Source organism: Catenulispora pinisilvae (assembly GCF_015356865.1).
Lineage (GTDB): Bacteria > Actinomycetota > Actinomycetes > Streptomycetales > Catenulisporaceae > Catenulispora > Catenulispora pinisilvae.
Map to the genome: position 1 here is coordinate 1 of NZ_JAAFZA010000082.1, position 16,101 is coordinate 16,101.

General features: G+C 70.9%; 17 protein-coding genes. 6 read left to right on the plus strand and 11 right to left on the minus strand.

Features of this window, described 5'->3' with window-relative positions; genetic code table 11:
• Window positions 1-338: 338 nt before the first annotated feature.
• On the plus strand, window positions 339-1,313 hold the full coding sequence (locus IZR01_RS22385) for a purine-nucleoside phosphorylase (RefSeq protein WP_194899697.1): 975 nt from the start codon (window positions 339-341) through the stop codon (window positions 1,311-1,313).
• 157 nt (window positions 1,314-1,470) lie between these two features.
• On the opposite strand, the gene IZR01_RS22390 is transcribed toward IZR01_RS22385, so the two are convergent.
• Window positions 1,471-2,484, minus strand: coding sequence for a hypothetical protein (locus IZR01_RS22390; RefSeq protein WP_194899699.1), 1,014 nt, complete (start codon window positions 2,482-2,484; stop codon window positions 1,471-1,473).
• Window positions 2,481-3,059, minus strand: a complete 579-nt coding sequence (locus tag IZR01_RS22395; protein ID WP_194899701.1) for a SigE family RNA polymerase sigma factor — start codon at window positions 3,057-3,059, stop codon at window positions 2,481-2,483. Before IZR01_RS22395 ends, IZR01_RS22390 begins: the two co-directional genes overlap by 4 nt.
• Before the next feature lie 191 nt (window positions 3,060-3,250).
• On the opposite strand from IZR01_RS22395, the gene IZR01_RS22400 reads away from it, so the two are divergent.
• The gene (locus tag IZR01_RS22400) at window positions 3,251-4,828 is read left to right on the plus strand and encodes an alpha/beta fold hydrolase (protein WP_194899703.1); all 1,578 of its coding nucleotides are present in this window, start codon (window positions 3,251-3,253) and stop codon (window positions 4,826-4,828) included.
• Window positions 4,829-5,043: 215 nt separating this feature from the next.
• On the opposite strand, the gene IZR01_RS22405 is transcribed toward IZR01_RS22400, so the two are convergent.
• On the minus strand, window positions 5,044-5,448 hold the full coding sequence (locus IZR01_RS22405) for a hypothetical protein (protein WP_194924989.1): 405 nt from the start codon (window positions 5,446-5,448) through the stop codon (window positions 5,044-5,046).
• Here IZR01_RS22405 and IZR01_RS22410 point away from each other — a divergent pair.
• Window positions 5,429-5,689: a hypothetical protein gene (locus IZR01_RS22410; RefSeq protein ID WP_194924990.1), complete on the plus strand. Its 261-nt coding sequence runs from the start codon at window positions 5,429-5,431 to the stop codon at window positions 5,687-5,689. The genes IZR01_RS22405 and IZR01_RS22410 overlap by 20 nt on opposite strands.
• A 96-nt stretch (window positions 5,690-5,785) precedes the next feature.
• Here the strand turns inward: IZR01_RS22410 and IZR01_RS22415 are convergent, their stop codons facing one another.
• The 4 genes from IZR01_RS22415 to IZR01_RS22430 form a co-directional block, all read right to left on the minus strand.
• A complete protein-coding gene (locus IZR01_RS22415; protein WP_194924991.1) occupies window positions 5,786-7,144 on the minus strand; it encodes an Ig-like domain repeat protein in 1,359 nt (452 codons plus the stop codon).
• A 128-nt stretch (window positions 7,145-7,272) separates the two neighbouring features.
• The gene (locus tag IZR01_RS22420; protein WP_194924992.1) at window positions 7,273-7,833 is read right to left on the minus strand and encodes a dTDP-4-dehydrorhamnose 3,5-epimerase family protein; all 561 of its coding nucleotides are present in this window, start codon (window positions 7,831-7,833) and stop codon (window positions 7,273-7,275) included.
• Between the two features lie 75 nt (window positions 7,834-7,908).
• Window positions 7,909-8,253, minus strand: coding sequence for a hypothetical protein (locus tag IZR01_RS22425; RefSeq protein ID WP_194894515.1), 345 nt, complete (start codon window positions 8,251-8,253; stop codon window positions 7,909-7,911).
• Window positions 8,254-8,349: 96 nt separating this feature from the next.
• Window positions 8,350-9,765: a DUF4190 domain-containing protein gene (locus IZR01_RS22430; RefSeq protein WP_194924993.1), complete on the minus strand. Its 1,416-nt coding sequence runs from the start codon at window positions 9,763-9,765 to the stop codon at window positions 8,350-8,352.
• Window positions 9,766-9,950: 185 nt separating this feature from the next.
• Here IZR01_RS22430 and IZR01_RS22435 point away from each other — a divergent pair, with 185 nt between their 5' ends.
• Complete coding sequence (locus IZR01_RS22435; RefSeq protein WP_194924994.1) at window positions 9,951-10,688, plus strand: hypothetical protein; 738 nt, start codon at window positions 9,951-9,953, stop codon at window positions 10,686-10,688.
• 15 nt (window positions 10,689-10,703) lie between these two features.
• Here the strand turns inward: IZR01_RS22435 and IZR01_RS22440 are convergent, their stop codons facing one another.
• The 4 genes from IZR01_RS22440 to IZR01_RS52480 form a co-directional block, all read right to left on the minus strand.
• On the minus strand, window positions 10,704-11,207 hold the full coding sequence (locus tag IZR01_RS22440; RefSeq protein WP_194894518.1) for a hypothetical protein: 504 nt from the start codon (window positions 11,205-11,207) through the stop codon (window positions 10,704-10,706).
• Window positions 11,208-11,279: 72 nt separating this feature from the next.
• Complete coding sequence (locus IZR01_RS22445) at window positions 11,280-11,642, minus strand: hypothetical protein (RefSeq protein WP_194894519.1); 363 nt, start codon at window positions 11,640-11,642, stop codon at window positions 11,280-11,282.
• Between the two features lie 211 nt (window positions 11,643-11,853).
• Window positions 11,854-13,632 carry a tannase/feruloyl esterase family alpha/beta hydrolase gene (locus tag IZR01_RS22450; protein ID WP_194924995.1) on the minus strand — a complete coding sequence of 593 codons (1,779 nt, stop codon included), beginning with the start codon at window positions 13,630-13,632 and terminating at the stop codon, window positions 11,854-11,856.
• A 160-nt stretch (window positions 13,633-13,792) separates the two neighbouring features.
• Complete coding sequence (locus IZR01_RS52480) at window positions 13,793-13,918, minus strand: hypothetical protein (protein WP_267254861.1); 126 nt, start codon at window positions 13,916-13,918, stop codon at window positions 13,793-13,795.
• Window positions 13,919-14,071: 153 nt separating this feature from the next.
• On the opposite strand from IZR01_RS52480, the gene cseB reads away from it, so the two are divergent.
• Window positions 14,072-14,755 carry a two-component system response regulator CseB gene (cseB, locus tag IZR01_RS22455; protein WP_194894521.1) on the plus strand — a complete coding sequence of 228 codons (684 nt, stop codon included), beginning with the start codon at window positions 14,072-14,074 and terminating at the stop codon, window positions 14,753-14,755.
• Entirely contained in the window at window positions 14,752-16,002 is a 1,251-nt protein-coding gene (locus IZR01_RS22460) for a sensor histidine kinase (protein ID WP_194924996.1), read from the plus strand. Before cseB ends, IZR01_RS22460 begins: the two co-directional genes overlap by 4 nt.
• Window positions 16,003-16,101 lie beyond the last annotated feature (99 nt).

A 16,101-nucleotide genomic window follows, 5' to 3' on the forward strand; every position in this document is an offset into this window, starting at 1 on the left:
GCCGTGGCCGCCGCCCCCGCCGCGGGCCTGCGCCACCTCCGGACTGGCCGCCGCGGCGACGACCGCCGCGAGTACGAGTATCCGTCGCCCGATCCGCACCTGGATCCCCCTTGAAAATCAACAACGCTACAAAACAAGGTACGGCAAGAAGGTCACGGGCCAAGCAAGCCCGGCTCACGGACCAGCGCCCTTCCCCCCACCTCAACGGCGGCGGGTCCGTGCGACGCCGCCGGGCTGGGCTTCCCGGCGCCGTCCACACCCGGCGGGGTGCGGGTCACCGGCGGCGGCCTCGATAATCGATTCCCTGGCATATCGGGCGAGGCGAGAGCGGGTCGGCGATGGTCCATCAGGTACGGGTGCTCGTGGTGACGATGTTCGACACCGATCCGGAGGACGGGAACGGCGAGGCCTTCCGGTGGCGGGTGCGGGACGGTCTCGACACCTCGGTCGCCCTGCCCGGGCTGTGCGCGGACTTCCCAGTGGTGCACGGCCGCGCCGACGGACTGTGGCTGCTGACCACCGGGATGGGCGAGTCGAACGCGGCGGCCTCGGTGGCGGCGCTGGCGCTGTCCGGGCAGTTCGACCTGTCCCGGGCCTACGTCCTGATCGCGGGCATCGCCGGCATCGATCCGGCGGTCGGCACCATCGGCTCCGTGGTCTGCGCCGACTACGCGGTGCACGGCGGCTACGCCCACGAACTGGACGCCCGCGAGATCCCGGCGAGCTGGCCGCACGGCTTCGTGCCGCTGGGGGCGAGCGCCCCGGGCAAGCCCCCGGAGCTGCGGGTGCCCGGCGAGGTGTACCGGCTGGACGAGTCACTGCGGCGGGCGGCGGCCACGATCGGGGCCGGCGTGCCGTTGGCCGACGACCCGGCGGCGGCCCAGATGCGCGCCGCCTACCCGGGCCCCGGCGGTCAGGCCCCCGCGGTCCTGTCCGGCTCGTCGCTGACGACGAGTGTGTTCTGGTTCGGGCAGAAGCTGGGCGAACGGGCCAGCGGCTGGGTGCACGACTACACCGACCGCCGGGGCCGGTACGCGGTGACACAGATGGAGGACAACGCGACCCTGGTGGCGCTGGACCGGGCGGCACAGGCCGGGCTGGTGGACTTCTCGCGGGTGGCGGTGCTGCGGTCCGGAGCGAACTTCGACCGGGCCGCCCCCGGGCACGCCCCCGAGTCGGCGTTCACCGAGGACGTGGGCTGGACCCTGGCCGCGGAGAACGTCTGGCGGGTGGGATCGCGGCTGGCCGGGGAGATCATGGCGAACTGGGAGGCCTGGGAGCAGGGAGTGCCCGCGCACTTGGCCGGGGCGTAAACCTGCCTCACAAGTAGATCGGCCCGCACTAGTAGATCGGCCCGCACAACACAGCGGTCACGGCAGTGGCGCCCTCGGTTTCCAGAGCGCCACTGCGTTGTTCAGCGTTCAGCCCATGCCGGCAGTAGTCGAGTCACTGCCGATTCCGGGCGAGCTATCAGTGACCACCCGAGCTCGAAGGCCCACCGCTCGGCACTTTCCCCGCGGGACTGATCGGATAGGACTTCACAGCGCTGGGCGCCACGAACTGCTCGACGCTCGCCGCCTCCGCAAGCTTCTCGATGCTGAACGGGAACGGGTCATACACCGATCCCGGCTTCTCGGTCGCCGAGGCCGTGTCGTAGGAGTCCGAGGCGACGATCGTCAATGCCGCGCCCGAGGGCAGGACCCGCCGGGCCTTCATCGAGACCCGGTCGCCGTTCTGCACCTCGCCGACGGTGACCTTCGAGCCGTCCTTCAGGGTCGTGCTGCTCTTCTGGACCCAGGGGGCCGACCCGGGGGCGACGCCGGGCGCACGGTCGGCCAGCGTCATGTCACTCGACAGCGGGGCCGGTTCCGAGGCGCCGGGAAGCGAGAACGTGACGGAGATGGCGACCGAGGGCAGTGCGGTGGCCTGGCCCTTGTTGCTGTAGGTGATGTTCGCCGTGGTGCCGTTGAAGCCATCGCTCCGGTTGCCGATATAGGTCCACACGACGTCGGGTGTGATGGACTCTTGCCGCGCGTTGAGCTCCGTCAGGTGCGTCCCCGCCGGATCGAGGACCGCGTCGATGGCCCGCAGTGCCGGGCACTCCTGATACGCCACCGTCTCCGCTGCGGACTTGTCCACGCCCGATTCGGCCGCGAAGGCGTTGGTCACGTCCGCCACGCAGATCGGATCCGCCGGAGCGGACGGGGAGGCGGACGGACCGCCGGAAGCCACGGACGCGCCGGCCCGGCCCGAGCCCACCGCCCCCGGGAGTGCGGCGATCGCGATGCCGACGGCCGCGATCCCGGCCGTGGCGCCGCTGACGGCCGCGAGCCGGCGGGTGCGGGCGCCGCGGCGTCCGAGGCCGGCGATCCCGTCGGCGGTGAAGCCCAGCGGCGGGCCCGGGTCGTCGGCGACCTGCGCGAACAGGTCGTGGATCCGGTCGCCGTGGTCGTCGTGGTCGTCGTGGCTCTGGTTGTCGTTCATCGATCCCACTCCTTCTCGGTCACGCTGACAGGGGGCTCCGCGATCGGCCGAAGCAACACGCGCAGCGCGGACAGGCCCCGCGCGGACTGGGACTTCACGGTGCCGACCGTGCAGCCCAGCGCGTGGGCCGCCTGCTCGACCGACATGTCCTCCCAGTAGCGCAGCACCAAGGTCGCGCGCTGCCGGGGCGGGAGTTTCGCCAGCGCGGCGAAGATCTCATCCCGGTGTCCGAGCCGGATCTCGAATCCGGACTCGGCGTTCGCGCCCTCGCCGTTCATCCCGTCCCCGTCCCGCATGTGCAGGCCGACTTCGGGCAGCTCGGCGAACGGGCGCTCACGGCGCCAACTCCGCCGCCGCTCGTCGATCAGGCAGCGGACGAGGACCTGCCGGACGTACGCGTCACGGCTGCCGCTGCGTTGGACCTTCGACCACGACCGGTACAGCCGCAACAACGCGGTCTGCACCAGATCCTCGGCCTGGTGCCAATCGCCGCACATCAGGTAGGCGGTACGACGTAGCGCGAGCGATTGCGCGGCGGCGTACTCCTTGAAATCTGCCTCATCGGTAAGGCGCATCCAGCACCCTCCCCTCCCGTGTCCCGCCTAGGACGGAAGGAGTCGGCCGCGAGGTTGCACGGAACGCCTCACGAATTCGGCCGCCATGATCGACCGCTGAGCCACGGGCCGACCGCCCGCCACCGATCTCCACCCGGACCTCCACCCCTGCACCGACGACGAGAGCAGGTCAGCCCCCTTAGCGTCGCGCCATGACTGCAATCCTGCGCGCCCCGGCCGTGACCGGTGCCGCGCTTCTGTCGACCGTGCTCGCGCTGACCGCCGTGGCCGCGCCCGCCATCGCGGCCGCCCCGGACACGCCGGGCACCTCGGCCACGACCACCGCCACGACCATCCCCGCGACCGCCTCCGCCGCGTCCACCCCCGCCAGCTCTGCCAGCCCTGCCACCCCGCTGGTCTGGGGTTCCTGCCCGGCGCCGACCCCGAACGCGAACGGCGTCCCGTTCCCGCGTGATCCCCGCGAGCAGTGCGCGAGTCTACGGGTGCCGCGCGACTACCGGGATCCCGGACAGGGCGCCATCACGCTGGAGATCTCGCGGATCCGCACCGCCGACCCCGCGCACCGGCGCGGCGACCTGGTCGTGGTGCCGGGCGGCCCGGGCGGTTCGGGGCTGGACTACCCGGGGCAGATGGTCTCGGTGCTGCCCTCGGCCGTGCTCGGTTCCTACGACCTGATCGGCTTCGACGAACGCGGGGTGGGCAACAGCACGCCGGTGCGCTGCGATCTGCCGGCCGCCGACCGCGCCGCCGAACTCAACTACCCCTTCCCGGCGCCCGACGGGTCGATCACCGCCAACCTGGCCTACGCCCACACGGTCGCCGACGACTGCGCGGCGGCGAGCGGCCCCTACCTGGCCGACATCACCACCGCGAACTCGGCGCGGGACCTGGACCGGATCCGGGCCGCGCTCGGCGACCCGGCGATCTCCTACGTGGGCACTTCATACGGCACGTACCTCGGCGAGGTCTACGCGAGCCTGTTCCCCACCCACACCGACCACGTGGTGCTGGACAGCTCAGTCGCCCCGGGCGGCGTCAAGCAGGGCATCAGCCTGTTCAGCCAGGGCGCGGCCGAGACCTTCCCGGCGCTCGCCGCCTACCTGGCCGCCCGTGACAGCACGCTGCACCTCGGCGCCACCCCCGCCGCCGTCCGCGCCACGTACTTCCGCCTCGCGGCCGAACTCGACCGCTCACCGCTGACCCTCACCGACGGCCGGGTGCTGACCGGGAACGCATTGCGGGCCGCCACCTACTCCACGCTGACCAACCCGGCCTACTACCCGATCGCGGCCGCGGCCTGGCAGCTGGCCGCCACTCGGACCACCAGCGTCCCGGGCGGCGGTTCGGGCACGACCCTGCCGACGGTGGTGCCGGACAACTTCATCGCCGCCCAGGACGCGGTGATCTGCCAGGACTCGGTCTGGTCGAGCGACCCGGCGTACTACGCCGCCCGCACCGCCGCCGACCGGCAGCGCTACCCGCTCACCGACGGCATGTCCGGCGACGTGTGGCCGTGCGCCTTCTGGCACTACCGCCCGACCGAGCCGCCGGTCCGCCCCAGCCCGGCCGGACCGCGCGACATCCTGATGCTCCAGAACCGCTACGACCCCGACACCGCCTACTCCGGCGCCCGGCAGACCCTGCACGCCTTCGGCCACCGGGCCGCCATGGTCACCGTCGACGCCTCCGGGCATGGCGTGGACTTCAGCGATCCGCGGGTCAGCAGCCCGCTCATCACGTTCCTGCTGAGCGACCGACTGCCGGGCTGAGGCGGATCGGCGAGCGACTGCCAGGCTGACCCGGACCAGCGGGCCCGCCGATTCGGACCCGGACCAGCGGGCCCGAATCGGCGGGCCGGATCAGCGACTCGGATCAGCGACTCGGATCAGCGACTCAGATCAGCAAGCTCGAATCAGCAGACTGATCCGCAGGTGCATCCGGCCGTCGTCGACTCCCATGCCATCAGTTCCGGCCGAACGGCGCGCTACTGGCCACACTTTCCAGCGGCGTCGGCGGTGGCGTCGCAGAAGGTCCCGCCGGCGTACGGCTCGGTCAGCACGCCGTCCTGCACGCCCGCGATGCCGCCCTGCCCCTTCTGCGCCTCGGGCGAACCAGGGGTGGGGAAGTCCGGGTTCTCATTGAACGAGGCCGACAGGAGCGTGGTGTAGAGGGCAGCGTCGGCGTGCGAGCCGCTGGCGTGGTCGACGCTGAAGCGGAGCGTCCAGGCGACCGTGCAGCAGCCGTCGTACACCTTCTCGGTGGCGATGCCGTCCGCGCTGATGGTGAGCGTGCGGGTGTGTCCGGTCCAGGTGCCGACGAAGGGCTTCAGATCGCTGGCACCGGTCGGGGCGTTGCCCGCGCCCGGTGCGGTGCTGGTCGAGGGCGACACGACAGACGTTGACGTTGACGCCGATGCCGATGCCGATGCCGATGCCGAAGCAACAGATGTTGATATGACCGACGATGATGTGGCAGCGTTCGCGGCAGCCGGGCTTGAGATATTCGTGCCGGCAGCCGTCGCGGTGGTACCGGTACTGGAGCAGGCGGTGAGCCCGAAGCACAACCCGACGAGTGCCGGCGCGACCGTGATCGCGCCCCTCCGGCGGCTGTTCAGCATTCGGCGATTGTGACGAGCGCGAACGGCGGCGCCAACGGTGAATGTCACCTGTTCCGCCGCCGCGCTTCGAGCTATAAGGCAGAGCGATCGCCGGAGTGTCCGCGGCGGGCTATTGGGGTTCCACCTGCAAGGTCACGGGCGCCGAGGCTGACCGCAGCAGTCCGGCTTGCGACGGGCTGAAGGCGGCGCTCAGGGTATGCGTGTCGACTGCAAGCGCGGTGGTGCTGAGGGTAGCCGTGCCGTTGGTGACCGAGACCGGCGCACCCAAGGGGACCGTACCCGCGCCCTCCAGCGCGGAATCGTAGAACTGGACCGTCCCCGACGTCGCGCCGGACACCGACGCGGTCAGCGTCACCGCGGCACCCTGCGTCGCGGTTCCGGACGGCGAGATCGCGAGCGAGGTGGTCGTGCCGGCCGCGACGGGGCCGAGGGCGATATCAGAGGGCTGGCCTTCGAGCCGGACCGCGCCGAGGTTCGCGCCTGACCCAGTGGCGAGCGCCGCGAAGGAGCCGCTGCCCATGGGGTTCTCGTCGGCGACGTAAAGAGAGCTGCCGGTCGGGTCCAGGGCCTCGGCGACGCTGATGGCGGAGGGGAAGCTGGTCGAGACGGCGTCGGTTTGGAGGTCGATCGCATAGATCCGGGCCGTCGGTCCCGTGCTGACGTAGGCCGTGGTTCCGGCTGGGTTGACGGCCACGGCCATCGGGTTGCTTCCGGATGGCAGCGTGACGGTGGCGGTCACCGTGTTCGTGGCCGTGTCTATGACGCACAGCTTGCGGGTCGCGAGATCGGCGACGTAGACGCGGGTGCCAGTCGCGTTGACGGCCACGGAGCCACCGGAGGTACCGCACAGGACGCTGCCGACGACCGTGTCGGTACCGGTGTCGATCACCGACAGGGTGCCGGTGGCGCTGGTCGTGTAGAGCATAGTTCCGGCCGGGTTCAGCGCGAGGCGGTGGCCGCCGGCCGGGATCGTCGCGATCACCGTCCGGGTGGCGGTGTCGACGACGTCGGTGGATCCGGAACCGTCCGCGTCGGCGACGTACGCCCGCGTACCGGACGCGTTCACCGCGACCGCGTCGTTCGCGCCGCCGACGGTGATCGTGGCCAGTGTCGCGTCGGTACCGGCGTCGAGGACTACGAGGGCGCCCTGGGCGGTTCCGTAGACCTCGGTGCCGGCCGGGTTGACGGCGATGCCGGACAGGTACTGCGCGATGGTGCGGAAGTCGACGAGCGCGTCGGTGCGGGTATCGACTACGGCGACGGCGTTCGGCGTGCCGAAGGAGCCGCCAACGGAGAGGTAGGCGAGCTGACCGGTCGGTGAATCGGCGACGCGGGCGGCTATAGCGGGGACGGCTGGCGCGTGGACAGCAGTGGCGTCGGCGCGCGCGGACGCGGGCAGTGCGCCGAGGCTGCCGGCGCACAGCAGCGCCGCGGCCGACAACGCTGGCAGGACGAGGACACGGGACATGGCGATGGGGTCCTTCCGCTGGTGACAGATAGCGGTGTGCAACCTGAAGTCATCGGCAGGGCCCAGCCTCGCTCCGGCGATCCCGGGCCCTCCGCCCCGTGAATCAGAACTCTAACTTAGAGCCCTGATTATCTCCGCCATCTCCCGGATACGCCGGCGTCCTTAGCAGAGATCTGCGAAGGGTCGGCTGCGTCGACCGGCAGCGGCCAGGCGATGGCGAGCGCCGGATCGAGCGGGTTCGCCGCCACCCCGGCCATCCCGGGACGCCACTCCTGATCGAAGCAGTAGAGGTACTGAGTGACGCCCGGGCTGACGGACTGGAATCCGTTGCACACGCCCTTGGGTACCATGACCTGCGTGCCCTTGGTCAGCCGCACAGTGACGACCTTCCCCTGGGACGGGGAATCGGGGCGCGCATCGAAGTAGGCGCCGAACGCCTCGCCCACGACGACGGCCACGAGCTTGAACATGTCCTCGCCGTGCAGACCGCGCAGCGCGCCCTGCCGGGTCTCGGTGACGTTGATCTGGAGCCAGGGGCCGAGCGAGGGCAGCCCGGCTTCCAGGAAGGCGGACTCGCGGTAGAACTCGCGTACTGTGCCGCGCTCGTCGGTGATCTGCTTCATCCGCAGGACTCTGAGGTCCTGGATGTCGGTGTCTTCCACGGTGAACGGGATGATCTCGGCTGGCATGAGCAGCAGTATGAGGCAGCGCTGCCGAGCGGGCCGAGCAGGCCGAGCCGCCCGGCGCCGCTCAGCCGCCGGCCCTTACGGAATCCGCGCGTCGTGCTGCAACCGCGCGGCCTCCTGCACCTCGTCGGTCAGTTCGGCGACCTTGACCGGCCGCACCGACGTGAAGTGCCGGCCCACCGGGCACCACTGGAGCCGCACCGGCCCGAGCCGGACGGCCTTGACCGACGCGCCGGGGATCCAGATCGTCGTGAACAGGTGGCCGGCGCGGCATCGCACCGCCGTCTGCAACCCGACGGCGTAGCCGCTCTTGCGCATGTAGGCCGTCTCCAGGGCGATCATTCCGATCGCGCCCACGACGGCCCGCCCCAGGCGCTTGCGTCGGACCGCGGGCACCGCTGTCGGCTTCGGCTTCTTCGGCATGAGTTCAGTGTGCACCCGGCGCGCTTGCTGTGCTCAGCGGGACTCGGTCCGCAGCCCGCAGCACGTGTACCACGAGCACACGGATTCGCGCTCACGTCACGCCGACTGCGTACCCCCGCCGGTCGAGCCGGTCGAACCACCGGTACCGCCCGAACCACCCGAGCCCGGGTTGACGGCCGTCAGGCCCAGTCCGGTCCGGACCGCCTGGAAGTCCGGCAGGTCGAAGTCGGTGTTCGCCAGCCGCGCGTCGTCGCCGAACGAGGCGATGTCGCTCTCGCCCGCGGCCTGCGACCACAGCCGCGCCGCCTCGCGGTGCTTGGCGACCAGGGAGTCGACGGAGGGCTGCACGGCGCTCGGCCACGGTGCCGAGGTCAGCGCCGCCACCTCGCTCTGCGCCCCGTCCGCGATGTCGCTCGCGCGCTGTTGCAGGACCGACAGGTCGGCGTCCTGCGGCGTCGCGTTCAGCTGGCTGACGGCGTCGTCCAGCGGCCGGACCGCGTCGAGGAAGCGCAGCTGGTCGGGGGTGTAGGTGGACCGGTCGCGGTAGACGGACTTGGTCAGCGTGGCGCTCGGGAACTGGATGAAGCACGTCACGTGGTGCTCGCCGTAATCCCAGGCCTGCTGGTTGGGGAAGATGTACTGGACCAGGCTGCTGCTGGGCAGCGACGCCGGGTCCGGCTCGTAGCCGGCGAGCACCTTGAGGCACTGGGACATGCCGTCGCTGCGCAGGCCGGCCGTCCCCGGGTAGGAGGTCTCGGCGGCGGCGAAGGAGCCGATGGCCTCGCTGTCGTGCGGGGTCGAGCACGGGACGACCTTGAACGTGCGGGTCTTGCCGTCGGTGGAGCCGATCAGGCCCGGCGGCAGCGTGAAGCAGTCCTTCGGGTGCAGGTCGAAGACCGAGACCTGGCCCGGGCTGACGACGTTGCCGTCGGCGTCCCGCTGGACGGAGGCCGGCTTGGTGAGGATGCCGACGGTGATGAGGGTGGCGAACAGGACGATCCACGCGCTCGACAGCGTGACCCCGCTGATCGCCATGCCCCGGCCGCGCTGGCCGGACTTCTTGACCGCCGAGAGCGCGACGAGGCCGAGGATCAGGCCGAGGATCGGCGTGACGAACAGGAAGCCGCAGATGCCCAGGACCATGGCGGCCACCGCCAGGCCGTTGGTGCCGGTCGGGGGCTTGGGGTAGCCATAGCCGTAGGGCGGGTAGCCGTAGGGACCGTAGGGGATACCGGGCGGCTGGCCGTAGGGCGGTGGCTGCTGGCCATAGGGCGGTTGCGGTGGCTGCTGGCCGTAGGGCGGTTGCGGCTGCTGGCCGTAGGGCGGTTGCGGTTGTTGCTGGCCATAGCCAGGCCACGCCTGCGGCGGCTGCGATTGAATCGACGACGGCTGAGTCGGCGGCGGCTGAGTCGGCGGCGGCTGAGTCGGCGGCGCGAAAGCTGTCCCCTCACCAGAGCCGGGCTCCGCCGAACGCGACGGATCGCCCGCCTCGGGACCTATCTCGGATGCCATCCCGGCTCCCCTCCTGGCCGACCACCCGCGGGTCGGCTCAGGGAGCATACCTCCCAGCTCAGTCCCGGGATCGCCACTTCCGCAGCGGCCCCGACGCAGTCCGCCGGGCGAGCGAGGCCGACCCTGCCCGCACTGCTGTACGGTGCGATCGTCCAAGCGTCCGGCCACCCGACGAAGTAGGCCCGATGTCCAGAATCAAGCTCGCCCTCGCCCGGCCCTTCATGGCGCCGGACACCCGACTGCGGCTGCGGCACCAGCGGCTCGACGCCGAGGCCGGGAAGCGCGCGGGCTGGGCGCTACAGATCCCGGACGTCGAGGTACGGCTGGTCACGGCCGTGGACCAGCGCGGGCCCGACCTCGGCAAGTGGCTCGTCCCCCAGTCGAAGGGGAATCGAACCAGCCGCTACACCGGTGACACGGCGATCGGCCGCTGGTACCGGCACGGCGCCATGAAGTGGGACCACCAGCACGTCATGATCGCCGGCAGCAACGGGACCGGCAGCTGGCTGCCCGAAGCCGGTGGGCTGCTGCCGGGCTTCGACGCCGTCGAGGTCTTCCAGGCCCGCAGGCGGCCGACGGGAACCGGCGAGTGCCGGAGCGGGATCGCGGCCATCGCCACCGTCGGCCTCGCGGGCCGGGCCCTGCAACGGATCGTGTTCCTCGACACCGAGGCACGTGAGCTCGGCTGGATCCCGGCACCGTATTTCGCAGAGCACGACGTCATGAAGTTCGCCCAGGCGGCCGGGATCGCGTACCGCCGCTACGCGTTCACCCTGGCGCGTTTCTCCTCGGCCCGGGTCTCCCCCACGCAGCTGTGCGAAGCGCTGTTCACCCGCTCGGCGCTACGGGTGAGGTTGATGAGCGAGGAGTTCAATACCAACGACTGGTTCACTGACCCCACCCAAGCAAGCCGGCACAGATGAAGGGTGAAGTACCGATCACCACTGTTCATCGGCGGAACCGGGCGGCAGACTCCGCTTGATCTGGCTGGCCATCGTGCGGGCGTCACGCACTTCGAACCGCGGGAACTCGAAGTTCAGCACCCCGGTGTCCACCACGCCGACCGAGACCCGGTACGCCTGGGCCACCCCGTTGACCAGTTCGTCCGAAAGCCAGGCGAGCCGGTCCAGGGGGTAGGCGTGCAGCAGGTTCTTCGGCTTGGCGACGACGGCGCCGCCGGAGGAGAAGATCACCAGGCGCTGATCGGTCAGCCCGACGTAGAAGCGGCTCGGCAGCGTCAGACTCAAAGCGGGAACCGTGCGCTTGCCGCTGGTCGCCGCGGCCATCGCCGCCGCGCCGAGCGCCCCCGCGATCCCCAGCGCGCCGCCGACCATCGCTTTGCGCACGCCGCCGGTCCGGAAGCTGAAGCACCCGTACAGAACGTTCTCCTCGGGCTGCAACTGCCCCGCCATACGCTGCCGGACCTTCTCGACACTGTCCACGCCGAGCAACTTTACGAATGGCGATCAAGGAGCTGTGCCGTCAAAAGTGCCCACAGCGTGATCAGTTCTCTGTCACGGTGCCGTCGATCCGGCCAAAACCGACCCGACCTCGCGCAAGAACTGGTCCTCGCCCACCGAAGCCAGGCTGAGGGTCGGCTTGCTCTTCCCGTCCACGGTCACCATCACGCCGAAGCATTCGACGGACACCTGGGCGATCGTCGCGGTACGGGCTGAAGCACCGAAGTCCAGCTCATAGGCCGGTGCGAACTGGGACGAGCAGGGGGTAATGACCACATCCTTCGCCACCGGCAGGGCATTGACCATCGCGGCCAGCCGGGTGATGGCCTGCTTGTCTGTGACGGCGAACCGCTTCTGCTCAGGGACGGGATACTTCGAAGGCTCGGGGGCGGGGAAGTAGTTCTCGATAACACTCACATACGGGGTCACCGGCACCCCGTCGCCGACCGGAGCCGGGGGTTTCGGGCCGGACGACCCAGAAGACCCAGACCCGGCACCGGCCGCGGACCCACACCCGGCAGCCGTCAGAATCACCGCGACGGTGACTACCAGGGGGCCCGACCTCCAACTCCTTGGGTACCTCATACAGATTGGACGCGTTGTCCGAGCTCTGCGTTCCCGCGAAAACTCAGTTCTTCCCAGGCCGCGTGACCCACTGGCCGTCGACCCACCCGCTGACCGTCTCGTAGCCGGACCGGAAAGTACCGAGCCAGCTCACCGCTCCGAGCCGGGTCCCGGGCTGCGCCGTGTAGCTCGACGCCTGGCCGGTCGGCCCGCCGGTGGTGTCGACCGCGATCTGCGGATACGGGAACACCGGCCGCGTGGCGGTGGTCGCGCCGCTCGGGTCCACGCTGGAGGTGAGCAGGCTGTCAGGGGCCTTATCCGCGGTGACCCAGCCGGTGATCGCGCTCAGCGCGTCGAACTGGTCGGGACCCTCGCCGCCCCCGCAGTGCGAGACGCCGGGCAGCAGGAACAGCCGGGCGAACTGGTCGGTGGCCTGCTCGCCGCCCATCGCGTGCTGGACCGCCTGGTAGTAGGCGATGGTGCCGACCGGGGAGATCTCCGGATCCGCCCAACCGGCCCACAGGATGAGCTTGCCGCCGGCCGCCCGGAATGCGCTGAGGTCGGGATCGGTCGCGTCATACATCCCGTCGTTCGCCTGGGTGATCCGAGCGAACTCGGCGTCGGTGAACTTCACGTCCTTATAAGTGGCCGACGGATCGACGCCAGGAGAGACCATGTAGCGCAGCGTCGACTGCACGATCTCCTGGTCGGCGCTCGGCGCGCCCGGCGCCACCGGAACCAGCCAGCCGGCCCAGTTCGCCTCCGAGCCGGGCAGCTGCCAACCGGGATACAGCAGCGCGCCGTGCGCGTCGCGCGGTCCCGCATAGAGCTTGCGCACGGTCGTGACTTGGGCCGGGCTCAAACAGAAGGCTGACGCCGTCGGCGTCCGGCCGGCGCAGGCCAGCGTCGCGGGATCGAAGTGGCAGTTCAGCGGATCGGAGATCAGGCCGTCCCGGGTGCCGTCGGCGGCGTCGCAGGCCTGGAGCACCGCGCTGTGCAGGGGAGCCAGGTCGGCCGGCGTGAGGATCTGCGAGCCGTCCGGAGCCGTGTTCGCCTGCGCGTTCCACCCCTGGAAGAAGACGTTGAGCTCGGTCATGATCCCGGCCGGCGACCCGGCGATCAGACCGTTGAAGTCGTGCGGATAGCGCTGCGCCTCGGTCAGCGCCTCGTGACCGCCCTGCGAGCAGCCGTCGAAGTAGGAGTAGCGGGGCCCGGTCCCGTAGAACCGCGCGATGATCGCCTTGGCCGCCAGGGCGAGTACGTGTTCTGACTGATAGCCGAAGCTGGCCCGCAGCGTCGGATCGGCGCCGAATGACGCGGAGTACACCGAGCCGCCCGCGTGCCCGCCGTTGTCACTCGCGACTGCGAACGCACCGCCGGTCAGCGGGGCACACCCGGCTGCGGCCTGGGTGGTGATGCCGACGCTGCCGCAGTAGCCGCCGCATCCGTCCTGGAGGTACTCCCCCTGCCAGGTCTTGGTGGGAAGCAACAGCTGGAACTGGATCTGCGGCGCGATCGTGCCCTGCACCTGGCAGGCGTCCCAGGGCCCCTGCGGGTTGTCGGCGGCGGCCACCGGCGTGGCCGAGTCGATCGCGGTGGCCGCGCCGGGCACCGAACCGAAGTCGAGCCGACCGACCTGCGCGCAGGGCAGCACCGGCGTGAGGCCGGGCGCGGCGGCTGCCCGAGCGCCCGCGGCGGACGGCACCGCGGAGGCCGCAGGGGCCGCAGAGGCCTTGGCCTGCGAGGCCGCGCCGCCGGCAGCACCGAGGCCGACCAGGACGGCCACGGCGACCGAGAGCGCGAACTTGCCGCGCCCGCCGCGCAGCCGCAGGAGCAGGTTCATGTGCGATCCATCCTTGTCTCCAGCCGGACAGCCGTGCCCCAAAGAGCCGTGCCTCAGACAGCCGTGCCTCAGAGAACTGATGGTAGCTACTTGTCTTCGACAAAGCGGATGATCGCCTTGCCGGCGATTCGCTTGCGATTCGCCGGCTACGACAGCGTCCTCACTCCGGAACCGTGAAGGCTTCGGAGATGCCGCCGTCGAGCGGGATGGCGGCGCCGGTGATGAACCCGGAATCGTCGCCGGCCAGGAAGGCGACGGTGCCCCGTTGGCCACGACCATCTCCCATTCCCGGCGTGCATTCCCGACGCGGTTGCGATGTGCACTCATGCGCTGCGCACTCAGCGTACCGACACGATCACACGTCGCCTCCATGTCGGCAGCCGACTCCCAGGCCCGCGGCGCAGCGTAAGCAATAGATCCGGTATGTAAAGATTACCGCGTGACGTCTCTGCTGCTGGTCGAGGACGACGAGGTGATCCGCATCGCCGTGGGCCGCACGCTGGAGCGTTACGGGTTCACGGTGACGACCGCCTCGGACGGCCTGGCTGGCCTGGACCGGTTCCGCGAGGCGGCCCCGGATCTGGTGCTGCTGGACGTGATGCTGCCCGGGCTGGACGGCATCGGGCTGTGCCGGCGGGTCCGGGAGACCAGCCAGGTGCCGATCCTGATGATGTCCGCGCGCGGCGACTCGCTGGACGTGGTCGGCGGGCTGGAGGCCGGTGCGGACGACTACGTGGTCAAGCCGGTGGACACCTCGGTGCTGGTCGCGCGCATCCGGGCCGTGATGCGCCGCGCGGCCGTGGACCCTTGCGCCGACCCGGCCGCGGACCGGCCGGCCGAACTCGTCTTCGGCGACGTGCGGATCGACCCCGGCGGCCTGGAGGTCACGCGCGCCGGCCGGCCGGTCGCGTTGACGCCGACCGAGCTGCGGCTGCTGCTGGAGTTGGCCGCGCATCCCGGCGTCGTGCTGGAGCGGCACCGGTTGTTGCGCGACGTGTGGGACTACAGGTGGCAGGGCGGCGATTCGCGGGTCGTGGACCTGTGCGTGGCGCGGCTGCGGACGAAGATCGGCGCGGAGCGGATCGAGACCGTCCGCGGCTTCGGCTACAAGTTGCGCCGATGAGGAACCCGCTTCGTTCGTTGAGCGTGCGGATGGCCGTGCTGGCCGCCGTGGCGGTGACGGTCGCGTCCGGCTCGATCGGGCTGGCGATCCATCAGAGCACGAAGTCGCGGCAGCTCTACTACGGCCGGGTCACCGCGCGCGGGGACCTGGCCGACACGATCGGTTCCGTCCGGGCGGACCAGCAGGTCCCGGCCTCCCTGGTGCCGCCGAAACTGGCGGCTGAGGCGCTGACCACCACTTCGCCGGTCACCTTCTACGACGCCAGTTACAGCCCGCAGCCGGTGATGTGGGCGGCGCAGTACGTCGACGGCAATCTCGTCGTGGCGCAGTACCCGATGGCTTCCGAACAGCGCGATCTGGAAGCGCTCGACCGGCACACGTTCTACGCGGCCGCCGGTACCGTCGCGGTGCTGGTGCCGCTGGCGGCCTTCGGCGCCGAGTTCGCCGGGCGGCGGCTGCGGCGCGCGGCCCGCACCGCGCACCGGATCGCGGCCGGCGACCTCGACGCCCGCATCGGCCCGCGCGGCCGGGCCGGCGACGAGGTCCACGACCTCTCGCGGGCCGTCGACTCGATGGCCGACGCGCTCCAACACCGATTGCGGACCGAGCAGCGGTTCACCGCCGACGTCGCGCACGAGCTGCGCACGCCGCTGGCCGGACTGGTCGCGGCGGCCGAGCTGTTGCCGGACGGCGAGGCGACCGAGCTGGTCCGGGACCGGGTCCGGGTACTGCGAAGCCTGACCGAGAACCTGCTGGAGGTGTCCCGCCTGGACGCCCAGGTCGAGACGGCGGACTTCGTCGCGGTGCCGCTGCGGGAGTTCGTCGGCGAGACGGTCGCGGACATCGGTTTCGAGGTTCAACTCAGCATCGAAGGCGATCCGGTGGTGCGCACCGATCCACGCCGGCTGGACCGGATCCTCACCAACCTGCTCCTCAACGCGCACAAGCACGGTCGGGCCCCGATCGAGCTCGGTGTCAGTGGCGGCGTCAGTGGCAGTGTCAGTAGCCTGACGCTGACCGTCCGCGACCACGGCCCGGGCTTTCCCCCGGACATCCTGGCCGAAGGGCCGTCCCGGTTCCGCACCGGCGCACCGGAGCGGGGACGCGGCCACGGCCTCGGGCTGACCATCGCCCTCGGGCAGGCCCGGGTCATCGGCGCCCGGCTGGAGTTCGGCGATGCGGTGGACGGCGGGGCGATCGCGCGGGTGACGCTGCCGCGGATTCCGGATCCGACCCCGGATACCTGACGACCCCTGCCACCCGACGACCCCGGATACCTGACTGATACACAGCCCAGGCCCGGCCGACACACTGCCACGGCGGTTCCGATACGAGGTCGGGCGATC

Coding starts and splice junctions, on each gene's coding strand:
- IZR01_RS22400 (WP_194899703.1), top strand. CDS start 3,251: ATGACTGCAATCCTGCGCGCCCCGGCCGTGACCGGTGCCGCGCTTCTG.
- IZR01_RS22425 (WP_194894515.1), bottom strand. CDS start 8,253: ATGCCGAAGAAGCCGAAGCCGACAGCGGTGCCCGCGGTCCGACGCAAG.
- IZR01_RS22415 (WP_194924991.1), bottom strand. CDS start 7,144: ATGTCCCGTGTCCTCGTCCTGCCAGCGTTGTCGGCCGCGGCGCTGCTG.
- IZR01_RS22435 (WP_194924994.1), top strand. CDS start 9,951: ATGTCCAGAATCAAGCTCGCCCTCGCCCGGCCCTTCATGGCGCCGGAC.
- IZR01_RS22420 (WP_194924992.1), bottom strand. CDS start 7,833: ATGCCAGCCGAGATCATCCCGTTCACCGTGGAAGACACCGACATCCAG.
- IZR01_RS22430 (WP_194924993.1), bottom strand. CDS start 9,765: ATGGCATCCGAGATAGGTCCCGAGGCGGGCGATCCGTCGCGTTCGGCG.
- IZR01_RS22385 (WP_194899697.1), top strand. CDS start 339: ATGGTCCATCAGGTACGGGTGCTCGTGGTGACGATGTTCGACACCGAT.
- IZR01_RS22390 (WP_194899699.1), bottom strand. CDS start 2,484: ATGAACGACAACCAGAGCCACGACGACCACGACGACCACGGCGACCGG.
- IZR01_RS22460 (WP_194924996.1), top strand. CDS start 14,752: ATGAGGAACCCGCTTCGTTCGTTGAGCGTGCGGATGGCCGTGCTGGCC.
- IZR01_RS22395 (WP_194899701.1), bottom strand. CDS start 3,059: ATGCGCCTTACCGATGAGGCAGATTTCAAGGAGTACGCCGCCGCGCAA.
- IZR01_RS52480 (WP_267254861.1), bottom strand. CDS start 13,918: ATGGGAGATGGTCGTGGCCAACGGGGCACCGTCGCCTTCCTGGCCGGC.
- IZR01_RS22450 (WP_194924995.1), bottom strand. CDS start 13,632: ATGAACCTGCTCCTGCGGCTGCGCGGCGGGCGCGGCAAGTTCGCGCTC.